The sequence below is a fragment of the Variovorax sp. MHTC-1 genome (genome assembly GCF_003984645.1).
In the GTDB taxonomy this organism is placed as follows: Bacteria; Pseudomonadota; Gammaproteobacteria; order Burkholderiales; family Burkholderiaceae_C; genus Variovorax.
Genome location: NZ_RWKI01000020.1, coordinates 1 through 13,345, shown reverse-complemented (window position 1 = coordinate 13,345; position 13,345 = coordinate 1). Strand labels below are relative to the sequence as shown.

Sequence of the window (13,345 nt, the reverse complement as noted above, 5' to 3'; positions counted from 1 at the left end):
CCATGGGCCAGTTCATCGATCTCACCGCCAAAGACGGCTTCAGCTTTCCGGCCTACGTGGCGGAACCCGCGGGCAAGCCGAAGGGCGCGATCGTCGTGGTGCCGGAGATCTTCGGCGTCAACTCGCACATCCGCTCAGTGGCCGACGGCTATGCGGCCGACGGCTATCTCGCGGTCTCGCCCTCGACCTTCCATCGCGTCAGGCCAGGCGTCGAGCTGGGCTACAGCGAGGAAGACATGAAGGCCGGCTTCGAGCTCAAGACCGCCGTCGAAGCTCTGCCGGAGCCAGGCGTGCTGCAGGACATCCAGGCCGCGGTGGAATACGCGGCCCGTGCCGGCAAGGTCGGCATCGTCGGCTACTGCTGGGGCGGGCTGCTCACGTGGCGCGCATCGGCGAAGGTCTCCGGCATTGCGGCGGCGGCACCCTACTACGGCGGCGGGATGACCACGCCGGAGGAGAGTGCGATCCAGCCCAAGGTCCCGGTGCTCGCCCATTTCGGCAACAAGGACCACTGGATTCCGCTCGACACCATCGAGGCTTTCAAGAAGGCCCACCCCGAAGTCGAGGTGCATGTCTACGAATCCGGCCACGGTTTCAACTGCGATCAGCGCGGCTCGTACAACGCCGAGGCCGCCAAGCTGGCGCGCGAGCGCACGCTGGCCTTCTTTGCGAAGCACGTCGGCTGATCGGGGCATGGCGTGAAGCGGCATCTGATGCGTTGGGTGCCGGCCCTGCTGGCGGCTGCCGCTTTCGGCGCGCAGGCGACCGACTACGGCGGCCCGCTGTTCGACACCCACCTGCACTACAACCAGGAAGCCTGGGACGGCGACACCGGCCCGTACCCGCCCGCCGAGGCGCTGGCGCGCATGCAGCGCAACGGCGTGAAGGCCATCATCGCCAACTCGCGTCCCAACGCCGGGACGCGGACGCTGGCTGCGGCACGCGAGACGCGCGAGGCCGGCATAACCGTGGTGCCCTTCGTGCGGCTCTACCGCAACCGCGACGACTACGGCAACTGGTTCCGCGACGAGAGCATCTACGAGATGGTACAAGCCGAACTGGCGCGCGGTACGGCGAGCGGGCCCTACCGGGGGCTGGGGGAGTTCCATCTCTACGACAGTGCCAACGCCAACGGACCGGTCGCGAAGAAGCTGATCGTTCTGGCGGAAGAGAAGAAGCTCGCGGTGCTTGCGCATGTCGACGACGTGGCAATCGACCTGCTGATGGCGCATGCGCCCTCCAAGGGAAAGTCGCTGCGGCTCATCTGGGCCCACACCGGCATCGGCGGCGCGCCGGCAGCGCGCGTGCAGGCGCTGCTGGAGCGCTATCCGCTGCTGATGGGCGAGCTCTCCTACCGGCCGGGCCTCACCTGCGAGGGCGGCATGCTGTGCCCCGAGTGGCGCGCGCTGATCCTTAAGTACCCCGATCGCTTCCTGGTGGGCTCCGACACCTGGGTCAACCAGCGCTGGAGCGCCTACGACGAGATCATGGGCGGCTATCGCCGCTGGCTCGGCGACGTGCCGGCCGAGGTGGCGCAGCGCATCGCGTGGGGCAACGCGGCCGCGCTGTTCGGTCTGCGCTGAACCGCGTGCTCAGGCGGTCGCAGGCTGTCGCGCGCGCCTGGCGGGCTTGACGGCGACCGCCTCGGGGGGAGCCGGCGCCGCTGCCGAGTTCCGCACGCGGTCCTCGAGAAAATCCAGCAGCGCGCGCAGCGCCGCGCTGTTGTGGCGGCGCTGCGAATAGGCCGCGTAGAGCCACAGGTCGCGCGGCATGTATTCCTTCAGCACCGGCACCAGCGCGCCGCGCTCGACATGCGACTGCGCCATCATCGCCGGCACGCACACGGCGCCGAGTCCGGCGAGCGCGGCGCCGATCAGCGGCGCGGCATCGTTGGCATCCATGCGGCTCGCCACCGGCACGATGTAGGGCTTGCCGTCGACCTCGAAAGGCAGGTGCGGCGCGCCCTCGGCGAGCGAGTAGGTCAGCACGTCGTGCCGGCGCATGTCGTCCGGCTTCCCGGGCAGGCCGCGCCGGGCCCAGTAGGAAGGCGCGGCGCAAAGCACCAGGTCCATCTGGCGCAGGCGCCGCACGATCAGGTTCTCGTCGCGGATGCGCCCGAGGCGCAGCGCGACGTCCACGCCTTCTTCCACCAGGTCGATCACGCGGTTGCTCAGGTGCAGGCTCACATGAACGTCGGGGTAGGTCTTGATGAACTCGCTCAGGATGTCCGGAAAGGCGCTCTGCGCGAATCCGTGCGGCGCCGTGATGCGAAGCCGCCCACGCGGATGACCCGCATGTTCCTGCAGCTCGTTCTGCGTGAGCTCGACCATTTCCATCAGCGGTTTGCTGCGCTCGAGCAGCAACTGGCCGGCATCGGTCAGGCTGACCGAGCGCGTGGAGCGGTTGAGCAGGCGCACGCCGAAGCGTTCTTCGAGCTGTGCGACGTACTTGCTGACGGTGGCTTTCGAGGTGCCGAGCACCTTGGCGGCGCGGGAGAAGCTGCCGCGTTCGGCAACTTCACGAAAGGCTTTCAGCAGGTCCAGGCCGTCCATCGGGCTTCCATTGTTTCAATTTCGTGAATACGGTGGTTCATAAAGCCAAGGGTTTTTACCTAGATTCAGGCGCAAACTTCATCCCACACCAACCGAAGGAGATTGAAATGAAGACCTCGAAGATCATCGCCGCCGCCGCACTCTCGATTCTCGCCGCTGCCGGCGCCCAAGCCGAAACCTATGACGGCGTGCACTCGCCGGTGTCGGCCAATAGCCGCGCCGAAGTGAATGCCCAGGCGGTCGCCGCCGCCCACAGCGCCAACCCCTATGCGGAAGGCTACGCCGCAGGCCCGGCGACGGTGCTGGCGAGCGCGCGGGACCGTGCCGACGTGCGCGCCGAAGCCGTGGCCCATGCACACCGGCCGAACCAGAACGTGCGCCGCGAGTCCTTTGCCGGCAGCGTGATTCCGCAGCAGTTCTCGAACCCGCGCTTCGTTATCACGCGTCAAGCCGGGCTGTAATCCTCAAGTTCGCAAGAGCGACAAAGCCGGGCCATGCGAAAGCATGAGCCCGGCTTTACATTGTTTCGATCCCGGAAACGCGGTGTCTCTTTTCTAGGTAATTTCCCGAGGTCATTCCACCGGAAACTTCGTCGCACAGGCCAGCCATCCCGCGAGCCTGGTTAAGCAACCACTCCGACGAATTCCAAAAAGGACCTGAAATGAAGACCTCGCAAATCATCGCCGCCGCCGCTCTTTCCCTTCTGGCCGCCGCCGGCGCCCAGGCCGAAAGCTACGAAGGCGTACAAAAGCCGGTGTCCGGCCTGAGCCGCGCCGACGTCGAAGCCGAAGCCGTTCGTGCTGCCTCTGCACCCAACCAGAACGTGACGCGCGGCTCGCGTGGCGCCGATCCCTTCACCTCGGTGGCCGATCCGGCGTCCGTGCGTGCCCAAGCCATCGCCACGGCGAATGCGCCCGACCAGAACGTGACCAGCGGCTCGCGCGTCAACAGCCGCGTGATCTCGACCATGCCCAACCGCGCCGCCACGCTGCAGCAAGCACAGCAGCAAGGCACCCCCGCGGCCAAGTAATTCGCCGACCCACAGAAGGACCGGGCAGCGCATCAGCGCTGCCCGGTTTTTTGTTTATCTGCTTCGGGCCAGGTACCGCTTGCGCCAGAACACGACCACGAGCAGCAGCGCGATCGCGCCCATCGACGCCATGGCGATCCAGAAGCCGTCGGCCTTGTGCACGAGCGGGATGAACTCGAAGTTCATGCCGAAGATGCCGGCAATCAGGTTGAGCGGAAGAAAGATGGCGGTAAGCGCCGTGAGCACTCGCATGATGTCGTTGGCGCGGTGGCTTTGCACGCTGAAATGCATCTGCACGGCTGTCTCGGCGTTCTGTTCGAGCCGCCGCACGTGGTGCACCACGCGCTGGATGTGCTCGAGCACGTCGCGGCTGCGGACCATGATCAGTTCGCCTTCGCGCAGGGCGGCCGCCCCTTCCGGCGCCGGCAGGGTCTCGAGCGCATCGATCCAGTCCTGAATGGCTGCGCGCTGGTCTTCGCAAATCTCGTCCAGGTGGTGCAGCGACTGGCGCGCATCCATCAGCGCGCTCCAGTTCGTGAAGCGGCTGCGGGGGTCGATCAACTCGGCCTGCCAGTGGTCGAGTTGCCGCGTCAGGTCGCGCCGCAGGTCGAGGTAGGCGTCGACGATCAGGTTCACCACGCGCAGCATCAGGTCGGCAGGATTCGGCGGCACGCGGGTGGAAACGGCGCGGACGTCCAGCGCTGGGGCGGTGGCGCCGCGCGCGTCCGGCGCCGCCGCCGCGAGCAGACGGGCGGCAAAGGCATCGCGCACCGCGCCGTCTTCCGGATGCACCGACAGCAGCACCCGGTCGAAGACCGCAAAGCCGACCGGCCGCGTATCGACGCGCCGCAGCACCGGCGGGCCGCCGCGCGCCAGCGTGGGCTCGGCGCTCTTCGGCGCCGCGCCGTTGGCAGCCGCGAGCCGGCGAAAAACCAGCACGTCGTACTGGGAGGTGTAGTCGTAGTGCGAGGGCAACTGATCGTTCACCAGGTCGGCCACATGGAGGTCGACCAGCTGGGTGCCGCAGAGCGACTGCAGGATGCCCTGCACCTCGGCGAGCGAACTGCGGAATTCATCTCGTGTGAGCGAAATCCACAGATAGCCGCTGGCGCACGCGCCGGGGACGGCCATCGGCGCGAGCGCCTCGTGTTCCGCGATCCGCGAGCCGCTGATCTCAAAGACGCGCATGGGGCCCGGTCCGCCTGCTACTGTTTCTGCAGCAGCCGTGCAGCATCGAGCGCGAAGTAGGTGAGCACGCCGTCGGCGCCGGCGCGCTTGAAGGCCAGCAAGCTCTCGAGCACCACGGCATCGTGATCGAGCCAGCCGTTCTGCGCCGCGGCCTTGAGCATCGCGTACTCGCCGCTGACCTGGTAGGCGAAGGTCGGGACCTGGAACTCGTCCTTCACCCGGCGCACGATGTCGAGATAGGGCATGCCGGGTTTCACCATCACCATGTCGGCGCCCTCGGCGATGTCGATCGCCACCTCGCGCAGCGCCTCGTCGCTGTTGCCGGGATCCATCTGGTAGGCCTTCTTGTTGCTTTTGCCGAGGTTGGCCGCCGAGCCGACGGCGTCGCGGAAGGGGCCGTAGAAGGCGCTGGCGTACTTGGCGCTGTAGGCCATGATCCGCGTGTGGATCTGGCCGGCCGACTCCAGGGCGCTGCGGATCGCGCCGATGCGGCCGTCCATCATGTCGCTCGGCGCCACGATGTCCACGCCGGCTTGCGACTGCACGAGCGCCTGCTTGACCAGCACCTCGACGGTCGGATCGTTCAGGATGTAGCCGGTGTCGTCGAGCAGGCCGTCCTGGCCGTGGCTGGTGTACGGATCGAGCGCCACGTCGGTCATCACGCCCAGCTCCGGAAAGCGCGACTTGAGGGCGGCCACCACGCGCGGGATCAGGCCCTCGGGATTGAAAGCCTCGTCCCCGGCCGGCGTCTTGAGGCTGGCATCGATAACCGGAAACAGCGCCATCACCGGGATACCGGCCGCCGCGCATTCTTCGGCGACCGGCAGCAGCAGATCCAGGCTGAGCCGATCGACGCCGGGCATCGAGGACACGGCGTCGCGACGCTTCTGACCTTCCTGGACGAACACAGGATAAATCAAGTCGTGAGCGCTGAGCGTGTGCTCACGTACAAGATTGCGCGTGAAAACATCGCGGCGCAGCCGGCGCGGCCGGCCGGCCGGAAAAGGGGCGTGGAGAGTCATGCGGAAAATTGTGCCTGAAGTGGCGGGTTGCCCTCTGATACAGCCCTTCAAGCGGCTTTTATGTCGCCTCGGTCGAGTAATACGTTGGAACTACGCGTTTTACCAATTTGGGGAAAAAGATTAGAACTCGCTTGATAGGTTGTAATGCCTTTGCTAAATTCCGCGGTGGGCGGCTTGCCGCTCCCCGCTTTTCCTCCCTGAGCGGGTGCCTTGATGTGTGACAGCAAAAGGGCTTCCCAGCCCGGCGTTTTGACGCCGGGCTTTTTTTTGCCCCTTTCAATCGCCCCCCGTGCCACTGGGGCGCGCCACTAAACTGCCGCCATGCTCTGGGTCAAATCACTGCACATCGTGTTCATTGCGAGCTGGTTCGCGGGACTGTTCTATCTGCCGCGCCTCTTTGTGAACCTGGCGATGGTGGCGCCCGAATCCGTGGCCGAACGCGCGCGGCTGGTGCTCATGGCGCGCAAGCTGTTCCGGTTCACCACTTTCCTGGCCGTGCCGGCGCTGGGCTTCGGGCTCTGGCTCTGGCTCGGCTACGGCATCGGACGCGGCCCGGGCAACGGCTGGATGCATGCCAAGCTGGCCCTGGTGCTTCTCGCGATCGGCTATCACCATGCCTGCGGGGTGCTGCTGCGCAAGTTCGTCTCGGGCGCAGACCGGCGCGGCGAGCGCTGGTACCGCTGGTTCAACGAAGTGCCGGTGCTGCTGCTGCTCGGGATCGTGGTGCTGGTCGTGGTCAAGCCCTTCTGAGCGCGGTGGGAACCCGGCACAAGTCCGCCGCGCTGCCCCTTGCGCTCGCCTACGCGGCGCTGATCGCCTACGCGAGTCTTTATCCGTTCACCGACTGGCGCGACCAGGGCATCGCGCCCTGGGCCTATCTGGCGGCGCCGTGGCCCAAGTACTGGACCGGCTTCGACTTCGGCGTGAATGTCGCGGGCTACATGCCCTTCGGTTTCCTGGCGGCGATCGCGGTACTGCGAACCCGGCCCGGCGTCGGCGTTGCGGGCGCGGTGCTGCGCGCCACGGCTGCCGGCGCCGCAATCGCTTTCGCGATGGAGACCGTGCAAAGCTACCTGCCCTCGCGCATTCCCTCCAATGTCGATCTCGGACTGAACAGTGCCGGCGCCCTGGCGGGCGCCGTGCTCGCGGCGGCGCTCGAGCGCTTCGGTGCCGTGGCGCATTGGCACCGGACCCGCTCCAACTGGTTCGTCGAGGAGTCGCGCGGCGCGCTGGTGCTGCTGGCGCTGTGGCCGCTGGCACTGCTGTTCCCGGCGGCGGTGACCTTCGGCCTGGGCCAGGTGTTCGAACGGCTCGAGGCAGCGATCTCGGAATGGCTCCTCGACACCCCTTTCATCGACTGGATGCCGGTGCGCCAGTTCGAGCTCGAACCGCTGGTGCCCGGCGTCGAGCTGCTGTGCGTCATGCTGGGCGCGGTGGTGCCCTGCCTGCTCGCCTTCCTGGTCACGCGCTCGATCTCTCGCAGGGCCGTCCTGCTGCCGCTGGTGCTGGTGGCCGGGATGGCGGCCACTGCGTTGTCGGCGGCGCTGAGCTACGGCCCCGAGCATGCCTGGGCCTGGCTGAGCCTGCCGGTGCAGGTGGGCATCGTGGCCGCGCTGGTTCTGGGCGTGCTGCTGCTGCCCGCGCCACGCCGGTTCTGTGCAGGCTTGCTGCTGATCGCGCTCGTGGTCCACCTGAGCCTGCTCAACCAGGCGCCCGAGAGCGCCTATTTCGCACAGACCCTGGCGACCTGGGAGCAGGGGCGCTTCATCCGCTTCCATGGGCTCGCGCAGTGGCTGGGCTGGCTTTGGCCCTTCGCCACCCTGGCCTACGTGCTGGCCGCGCTGTCGCGCCGAGCGCGGCCGGCGTAGCCCATACCCCGGCATCGAGTGGTCGCGTCGCACGCTCAATAGAATGGTTCGATGTCCGATCCCAGCACCTCGCCGCCGCGCGGCTACTACGCCCGGCACATTTTCTTCTGCCTGAACGAACGCAAGAACGAAGAGGACTCCTGCTCGAAGCACAACGCCCTGGCGGGCTTCGATCGCTGCAAGGCCCGCATCAAGGAGGCCGGACTGGCCGGGCCCGGCAAGGTGCGGGTCAACAAGGCGGGCTGTCTTGACCGCTGCGCCGGCGGGCCGGTGGCGGTGGTCTATCCGGAAGCGGTCTGGTACACATTCGTCGACCAGGACGACATCGACGAGATCGTCGAATCGCATTTGAAGAACGGCAAGGTGGTCGAGCGGCTGCTGTTGCCGCCCGAGGTGGGGCGCTGATGAACTCCAGAACCGAAAAAATCCAGCTGAAGGGCGCCGCCGGCGCCATCGAGGTGCTGCGCGACGCGGCGGCTGCGGGCTCGCCCGCGCTCGGCGTCGCGGTGATCGCCCATCCCCATCCGCTCTTCGGCGGCACCATGGACAACAAGGTGGTACAGACGCTGGCGCGTGCCTTCGTTTCGTGCGGGTGGACCGCCGTGCGCTTCAATTTCCGTGGTGTCGGTGGCAGCGAAGGCACGCATGACGAAGGACGCGGCGAGCGCGACGACATGCTGGCCGTGGTCGAGCAGTTGGCGCCCGAGGGGCCGCTGGCCATCGCCGGCTTCTCGTTCGGCGCCTTCGTGGCGAGCTGCACGGCCGAGAAGCTCTGGGCTGCGCGGGACATCAAGCACCTGGTGCTGGTCGGCACGGCCGCCTCGCGCTTTTCCGTTGCGACGCTGCCGGCCGAAGCGCACGAATGCACGCTGGTCGTGCATGGCGAGCAGGACGATACGGTGCCGCTTGCTGCCGTGATGGACTGGGCGCGGCCGCAGTCACTTCCTGTCACAGTCGTTCCCGGAGGCAGCCATTTCTTTCACGGACAATTGCCGCTGCTCAAAAGTCTGGTCGTCCGCCACCTGCGCGCGGGTTAGTTTTTCGTCTCTTCGCATCCCCATGAATCGTTTTCTCGACGCGCTGCGTGCGCTCGCGGTAGCCGCTGCCGCATCCTTCTGCATGGTCGTCCACGCCCAGGTGCCGGCGCCGCCCGAGGTCGCGGCGCGCAGCTACCTGCTGCTCGACGTCACGGCCAACCAGCTGCTCGCGCAAAAGGACATCGACAGCCCGGTCGAGCCGGCCTCGCTTACCAAGCTGATGTCGGCCTACCTGGTGTTCGATGCGCTCAAGGCCAAGAAGATCAGCCTGCAGCAGGCCTTGCCGGTCAGCCAGCGTGCCTGGAAGATGCCCGGCTCGCGCATGTTCATCGACCCCAAGATGCAGGTGCCGGTCGAAGACCTGATCAAGGGCCTGATTGTCAATTCGGGCAACGACGCCACCGTCGCGCTGGCCGAGGGCGTGGGCGGCACGGTCGAGCACTTCGTCGGGCTCATGAACGAGCAGGCCAAGGCGCTCGGCATGAAGAACACCAGCTACAAGAATCCCGAAGGCCTCACCGCGCCGGGGCACACCACCACGGCGCGCGACCTCAGCATCCTGGCGACGCGCCTGATGCGCGACTTTCCGGAGTTCGTGCACTACTACGCCATCAAGAAATACCGTTATCCCGGCACGCCTTCGACCAACGACACCAACCGCAATCTGCTGCTGTTCCGCGATCCGACCGTCGACGGCCTCAAGACCGGCCACACCGATGCAGCCGGCTACTGCATGATCGTGACCTCCAAGCGCGATTTCCCGAACCTCGGCGGCGGCCGGCGCCTGCTGTCGATCGTCCTAGGCGCAGCCAGCGAGAACGCGCGCGCCAACGAGTCGCAGAAGCTCCTGAACTGGGGCTACACCGCCTACGATGCGGTCCGCCTGTTCGACGCCAACCAGCCGGTGGCGACGCCGGCAGTCTGGAAGGGCAAGGAAAACACCGTCAAGCTGGGTCGCCCCGAGGCGATCGTGGTGGCGGTACCGGCCGGCTCGGCCAGCAAGATCAAGACGCAAGTGGCGCGTCCAGACCCGCTGGTCGCGCCGTTCTCCCGCTTCCAGCCGATCGGCTCGCTCAAGATCACGCTGGCCGATCAGCCGGTCGCCGAGGTGCCGTTGGTCGCGCTGGAGCCGGTCGAACAGGCCGGCGTGCTGGGCCGCGCCTGGGATGCCGTCCGTCTCTGGATCAAGTGAGGCCGCCGCCCGCCAGGTGGGCGCTCCAGCGCAGCTGAAATTGCGGCGTCATGGCCGCACTGCTATACTCGTGGGCTTTTCGGAAAAATCCGAAGGGATTCACGTTTTCGTCATCTCCCGGCCCCTTGTGTCACGACAAGGATTCTTGCCGGGGTGTTTTGGGACTTATTCATTCATGCCAACCATCAATCAACTGGTGCGTCAGGGTCGCGAGGTCGAAAAGATCAAGTCGAAGAGCCCTGCCATGCAGAACTCGCCGCAGCGCCGCGGCGTCTGCACCCGGGTCTACACCACGACCCCGAAAAAGCCGAACTCGGCGCTGCGGAAAGTCGCCAAGGTGCGCCTGACCAACGGCTTCGAAGTCATTTCCTACATCGGCGGCGAAGGCCACAATCTCCAGGAACACAGCGTCGTGCTGGTTCGCGGCGGTCGTGTCAAGGACTTGCCTGGTGTGCGCTACCACATCGTGCGCGGTTCGCTGGACCTGCAAGGCGTGAAAGACCGCAAGCAGTCGCGTTCCAAGTACGGCGCGAAGCGCCCCAAGAAGGCTTAAGGCTTTCTGTCGTTCAACGGTGTTCGGCGTGCCCTGGCAGGCGCATCGGACGAAGTGGCCCGCTGTTGGGTCGAGTAAGTGAGAGTTCTTGTTGGCTCTCGCGGTGCCGGAAACGGTGCCAACTGAAGCAAAGAGGTTAGAAAAATGCCACGTCGTCGCGAAGTCCCCAAACGTGAAATCCTGCCGGATCCCAAGTACGGCAATGTCGAGCTGTCCAAATTCATGAACGTGATCATGGAAGGCGGCAAGAAGGCGGTTGCCGAGCGCATCATCTATGGCGCGCTCGATCAGATCGAGAAGAAGAACCCGGGCAAGGACCCGGTCGAAGCCTTCACGATGGCCATCAACAACGTCAAGCCGATGGTCGAAGTGAAGTCGCGCCGCGTCGGCGGTGCGAACTATCAGGTTCCCGTCGAGGTGCGCCCGGTGCGTCGCCTGGCGCTGTCGATGCGCTGGATCAAGGAAGCCGCCCGCAAGCGCGGCGAGAAGTCGATGGCCCTGCGTCTGGCCAACGAACTCATGGAAGCCACGGAAGGCCGTGGCGGTGCCATGAAGAAGCGCGATGAAGTGCACCGCATGGCCGAAGCCAACAAGGCCTTCAGCCACTTCCGCTTCTAACAACAGCCCACTAGTCAGACAGGCTGGAAGCCCGACCCACCGAATGCGGTGGGCGGGCTTTCATCCGTTAACGGAGTAATTTCATGTCCCGCAAGACCCCCATCGAGCGCTACCGCAACATCGGTATTTCCGCGCACATCGACGCCGGCAAGACCACCACCACCGAGCGCATCCTGTTCTACACCGGTGTGAACCACAAGATCGGCGAAGTGCACGACGGCGCCGCCACGATGGACTGGATGGAGCAGGAGCAGGAGCGTGGCATCACGATCACGTCCGCTGCCACCACCTGCTTCTGGAAGGGCATGGGCACCAACTTCGACGAACACCGCATCAACATCATCGACACGCCCGGCCACGTGGACTTCACGATCGAGGTCGAGCGCTCGATGCGCGTGCTCGACGGCGCCGTGATGGTGTATGACGCCGTCGGCGGCGTGCAGCCCCAGTCCGAAACCGTCTGGCGCCAGGCCAACAAGTACAAGGTGCCGCGCCTCGCGTTCGTCAACAAGATGGATCGCACCGGCGCCGACTTCCTGCGCGTGCGCCAGATGATGGTGGACCGCCTCAAGGCCAACCCCGTCGTGATCCAGATTCCGATCGGTGCCGAAGACCGCTTCCAGGGCGTCGTCGACCTCGTGAAGATGAAGTCGATCATCTGGGACGAGGACAAGGGCGTCACCTTCAAGTACGGCGAAATCCCGGCCGATTTGGCCGACGTCTGTGCCGAGTACCACGAGAAGCTGGTCGAGGCCGCCGCCGAATCGAGCGAAGAGCTCATGAACAAGTACCTCGAAGGCAACGCGCTGACCGAGGCGGAAATCAAGGCCGGCATTCGCCAGCGCACCATCGCCGGCGAGATCCAGCCGATGCTGTGCGGCTCGGCGTTCAAGAACAAGGGCGTGCAGGCCATGCTCGACGCCGTCATCGAGTACATGCCGTCGCCGCTGGACATCCCGCCCGTGGCCGGCACGGACGATGACGAGCAGCCCGTCACGCGCAAGGCCGACGACAACGAAAAGTTCTCGGCGCTCGCATTCAAGCTGATGACCGACCCGTTCGTGGGCCAGCTCACCTTCGTGCGCGTCTACTCGGGCGTGCTGACCAAGGGCGACAGCGTTTACAACCCGGTGCGCGGCAAGAAGGAGCGCATCGGTCGTATCGTGCAGATGCACGCCAACAACCGTGAAGAAGTCAGCGAAATCCGCGCCGGCGACATCGCCGCCTGCGTGGGCCTGAAGGAAGTCACCACCGGCGAAACGCTGTGCGACCCGGCCGCGATCGTCACGCTCGAGCGCATGGTGTTCCCTGAAACCGTGATCTCGCAGGCAGTGGAGCCGAAGACCAAGGCCGACCAGGAAAAGATGGGCATCGCGCTGCAGCGCCTGGCGCAGGAAGATCCGTCTTTCCGCGTCAAGACCGACGAAGAATCGGGTCAGACCATCATCGCCGGCATGGGCGAGCTGCACCTCGAAATCATCGTGGACCGCATGAAGCGCGAGTTCGGCGTCGAAGCCAATGTCGGCAAGCCGCAGGTCGCCTACCGCGAAACCATCCGCAAGACCGTCGAGGAAGCCGAAGGCAAGTTCGTGCGCCAGTCGGGCGGCAAGGGCCAGTACGGTCACGTCGTGCTCAAGCTGGAGCCGCAGGAAGCCGGCAAGGGCTTCGAGTTCGTCGACGCCATCAAGGGCGGCGTGGTGCCGCGCGAGTACATCCCCGCGGTCGAAAAGGGCATCGTCGAGGCGCTGGGCCAGGGCGTCCTGGCCGGCTACCCGGTGGTGGATGTCAAGGTCACGCTGCACTTCGGTTCGTACCACGACGTGGACTCGAACGAAATGGCCTTCAAGATGGCCGCGATCTTCGGCTTCAAGGAAGGGGCCCGCAAGGCCAACCCCGTGATCCTCGAGCCGATGATGGCCGTGGAAGTCGAGACGCCCGAGGACTACGCCGGCAACGTGATGGGCGACCTGTCCTCGCGCCGCGGCATGGTGCAGGGCATGGACGACATGGTCGGCGGCGGCAAGGCCATCAAGGCCGAGGTTCCGCTGTCGGAAATGTTCGGCTACTCGACCACGCTGCGCTCGATGTCGCAAGGCCGTGCCACCTACACGATGGAGTTCAAGCACTACGCCGAAGCTCCGCGCAACGTGGCCGAAGCCATCGTCGCTTCCCGCGCGAAGTAAGAAGTTCTGTCTGCGACCGTGTGCCTCTCGTTGCCCGTGGCGAGAGAACCAGCAGCATGGTGCAGACGTTAAACCATACACGGGCACTGCTCTTTCAAGGAT

At 65.8% G+C, this 13,345-nt stretch carries 15 protein-coding genes; 12 read left to right on the top strand and 3 right to left on the bottom strand.

Annotated features, from left to right (window positions below; all coding sequences use genetic code 11):
* Positions 1-2: 2 nt before the first annotated feature.
* Both EJI01_RS23295 and EJI01_RS23290 read left to right on the top strand, forming a co-directional pair.
* Positions 3-686: a dienelactone hydrolase family protein gene (locus EJI01_RS23295; protein WP_126839511.1), complete on the top strand. Its 684-nt coding sequence runs from the start codon at positions 3-5 to the stop codon at positions 684-686.
* A gap of 27 nt (positions 687-713) precedes the next feature.
* The gene (locus EJI01_RS23290) at positions 714-1,583 is read left to right on the top strand and encodes an amidohydrolase family protein (protein ID WP_126839578.1); all 870 of its coding nucleotides are present in this window, start codon (positions 714-716) and stop codon (positions 1,581-1,583) included.
* Between the two features lie 9 nt (positions 1,584-1,592).
* Here EJI01_RS23290 and EJI01_RS23285 read toward each other — a convergent pair whose 3' ends face one another.
* Positions 1,593-2,552 (bottom strand): LysR family transcriptional regulator, encoded by a 960-nt coding sequence (locus EJI01_RS23285; protein ID WP_126839510.1) that lies wholly within the window; start codon positions 2,550-2,552, stop codon positions 1,593-1,595.
* A gap of 107 nt (positions 2,553-2,659) precedes the next feature.
* Here EJI01_RS23285 and EJI01_RS23280 point away from each other — a divergent pair, with 107 nt between their 5' ends.
* Both EJI01_RS23280 and EJI01_RS23275 read left to right on the top strand, forming a co-directional pair.
* A complete protein-coding gene (locus EJI01_RS23280; protein ID WP_126839509.1) occupies positions 2,660-3,013 on the top strand; it encodes an alpha/beta hydrolase in 354 nt (117 codons plus the stop codon).
* A gap of 200 nt (positions 3,014-3,213) precedes the next feature.
* Positions 3,214-3,582: a DUF4148 domain-containing protein gene (locus tag EJI01_RS23275; protein ID WP_126839508.1), complete on the top strand. Its 369-nt coding sequence runs from the start codon at positions 3,214-3,216 to the stop codon at positions 3,580-3,582.
* A 54-nt stretch (positions 3,583-3,636) separates the two neighbouring features.
* Here the strand turns inward: EJI01_RS23275 and EJI01_RS23270 are convergent, their stop codons facing one another.
* Together EJI01_RS23270 and hemB are read right to left on the bottom strand one after the other, a co-directional pair.
* Complete coding sequence (locus EJI01_RS23270) at positions 3,637-4,770, bottom strand: magnesium transporter CorA family protein (protein WP_126839507.1); 1,134 nt, start codon at positions 4,768-4,770, stop codon at positions 3,637-3,639.
* Positions 4,771-4,787: 17 nt separating this feature from the next.
* Positions 4,788-5,792, bottom strand: a complete 1,005-nt coding sequence (hemB, locus tag EJI01_RS23265) for a porphobilinogen synthase (protein WP_126839506.1) — start codon at positions 5,790-5,792, stop codon at positions 4,788-4,790.
* A 321-nt stretch (positions 5,793-6,113) separates the two neighbouring features.
* Between hemB and EJI01_RS23260 the strand changes: the two genes are divergently transcribed.
* The 8 genes from EJI01_RS23260 (at position 6,114) to fusA (ending at position 13,243) form a co-directional block, all read left to right on the top strand.
* Entirely contained in the window at positions 6,114-6,542 is a 429-nt protein-coding gene (locus EJI01_RS23260; RefSeq protein ID WP_126839505.1) for a CopD family protein, read from the top strand.
* A gap of 5 nt (positions 6,543-6,547) precedes the next feature.
* Positions 6,548-7,660 carry a VanZ family protein gene (locus EJI01_RS23255; protein ID WP_126839504.1) on the top strand — a complete coding sequence of 371 codons (1,113 nt, stop codon included), beginning with the start codon at positions 6,548-6,550 and terminating at the stop codon, positions 7,658-7,660.
* Between the two features lie 51 nt (positions 7,661-7,711).
* Complete coding sequence (locus tag EJI01_RS23250; RefSeq protein WP_126839503.1) at positions 7,712-8,065, top strand: (2Fe-2S) ferredoxin domain-containing protein; 354 nt, start codon at positions 7,712-7,714, stop codon at positions 8,063-8,065.
* Entirely contained in the window at positions 8,065-8,697 is a 633-nt protein-coding gene (locus tag EJI01_RS23245; protein WP_126839502.1) for an alpha/beta hydrolase, read from the top strand. Before EJI01_RS23250 ends, EJI01_RS23245 begins: the two co-directional genes overlap by 1 nt.
* Positions 8,698-8,719: 22 nt before the next feature.
* Positions 8,720-9,889: a D-alanyl-D-alanine carboxypeptidase family protein gene (locus tag EJI01_RS23240; protein WP_126839501.1), complete on the top strand. Its 1,170-nt coding sequence runs from the start codon at positions 8,720-8,722 to the stop codon at positions 9,887-9,889.
* A 175-nt stretch (positions 9,890-10,064) separates the two neighbouring features.
* Positions 10,065-10,442: a 30S ribosomal protein S12 gene (gene rpsL / locus EJI01_RS23235; protein ID WP_028249584.1), complete on the top strand. Its 378-nt coding sequence runs from the start codon at positions 10,065-10,067 to the stop codon at positions 10,440-10,442.
* 144 nt (positions 10,443-10,586) lie between these two features.
* Positions 10,587-11,060, top strand: coding sequence for a 30S ribosomal protein S7 (gene rpsG, locus EJI01_RS23230; protein ID WP_106560959.1), 474 nt, complete (start codon positions 10,587-10,589; stop codon positions 11,058-11,060).
* A gap of 83 nt (positions 11,061-11,143) precedes the next feature.
* Positions 11,144-13,243 (top strand): elongation factor G, encoded by a 2,100-nt coding sequence (gene fusA / locus EJI01_RS23225; RefSeq protein WP_126839500.1) that lies wholly within the window; start codon positions 11,144-11,146, stop codon positions 13,241-13,243.
* The last annotated feature ends 102 nt before the right edge of the window (positions 13,244-13,345 follow it).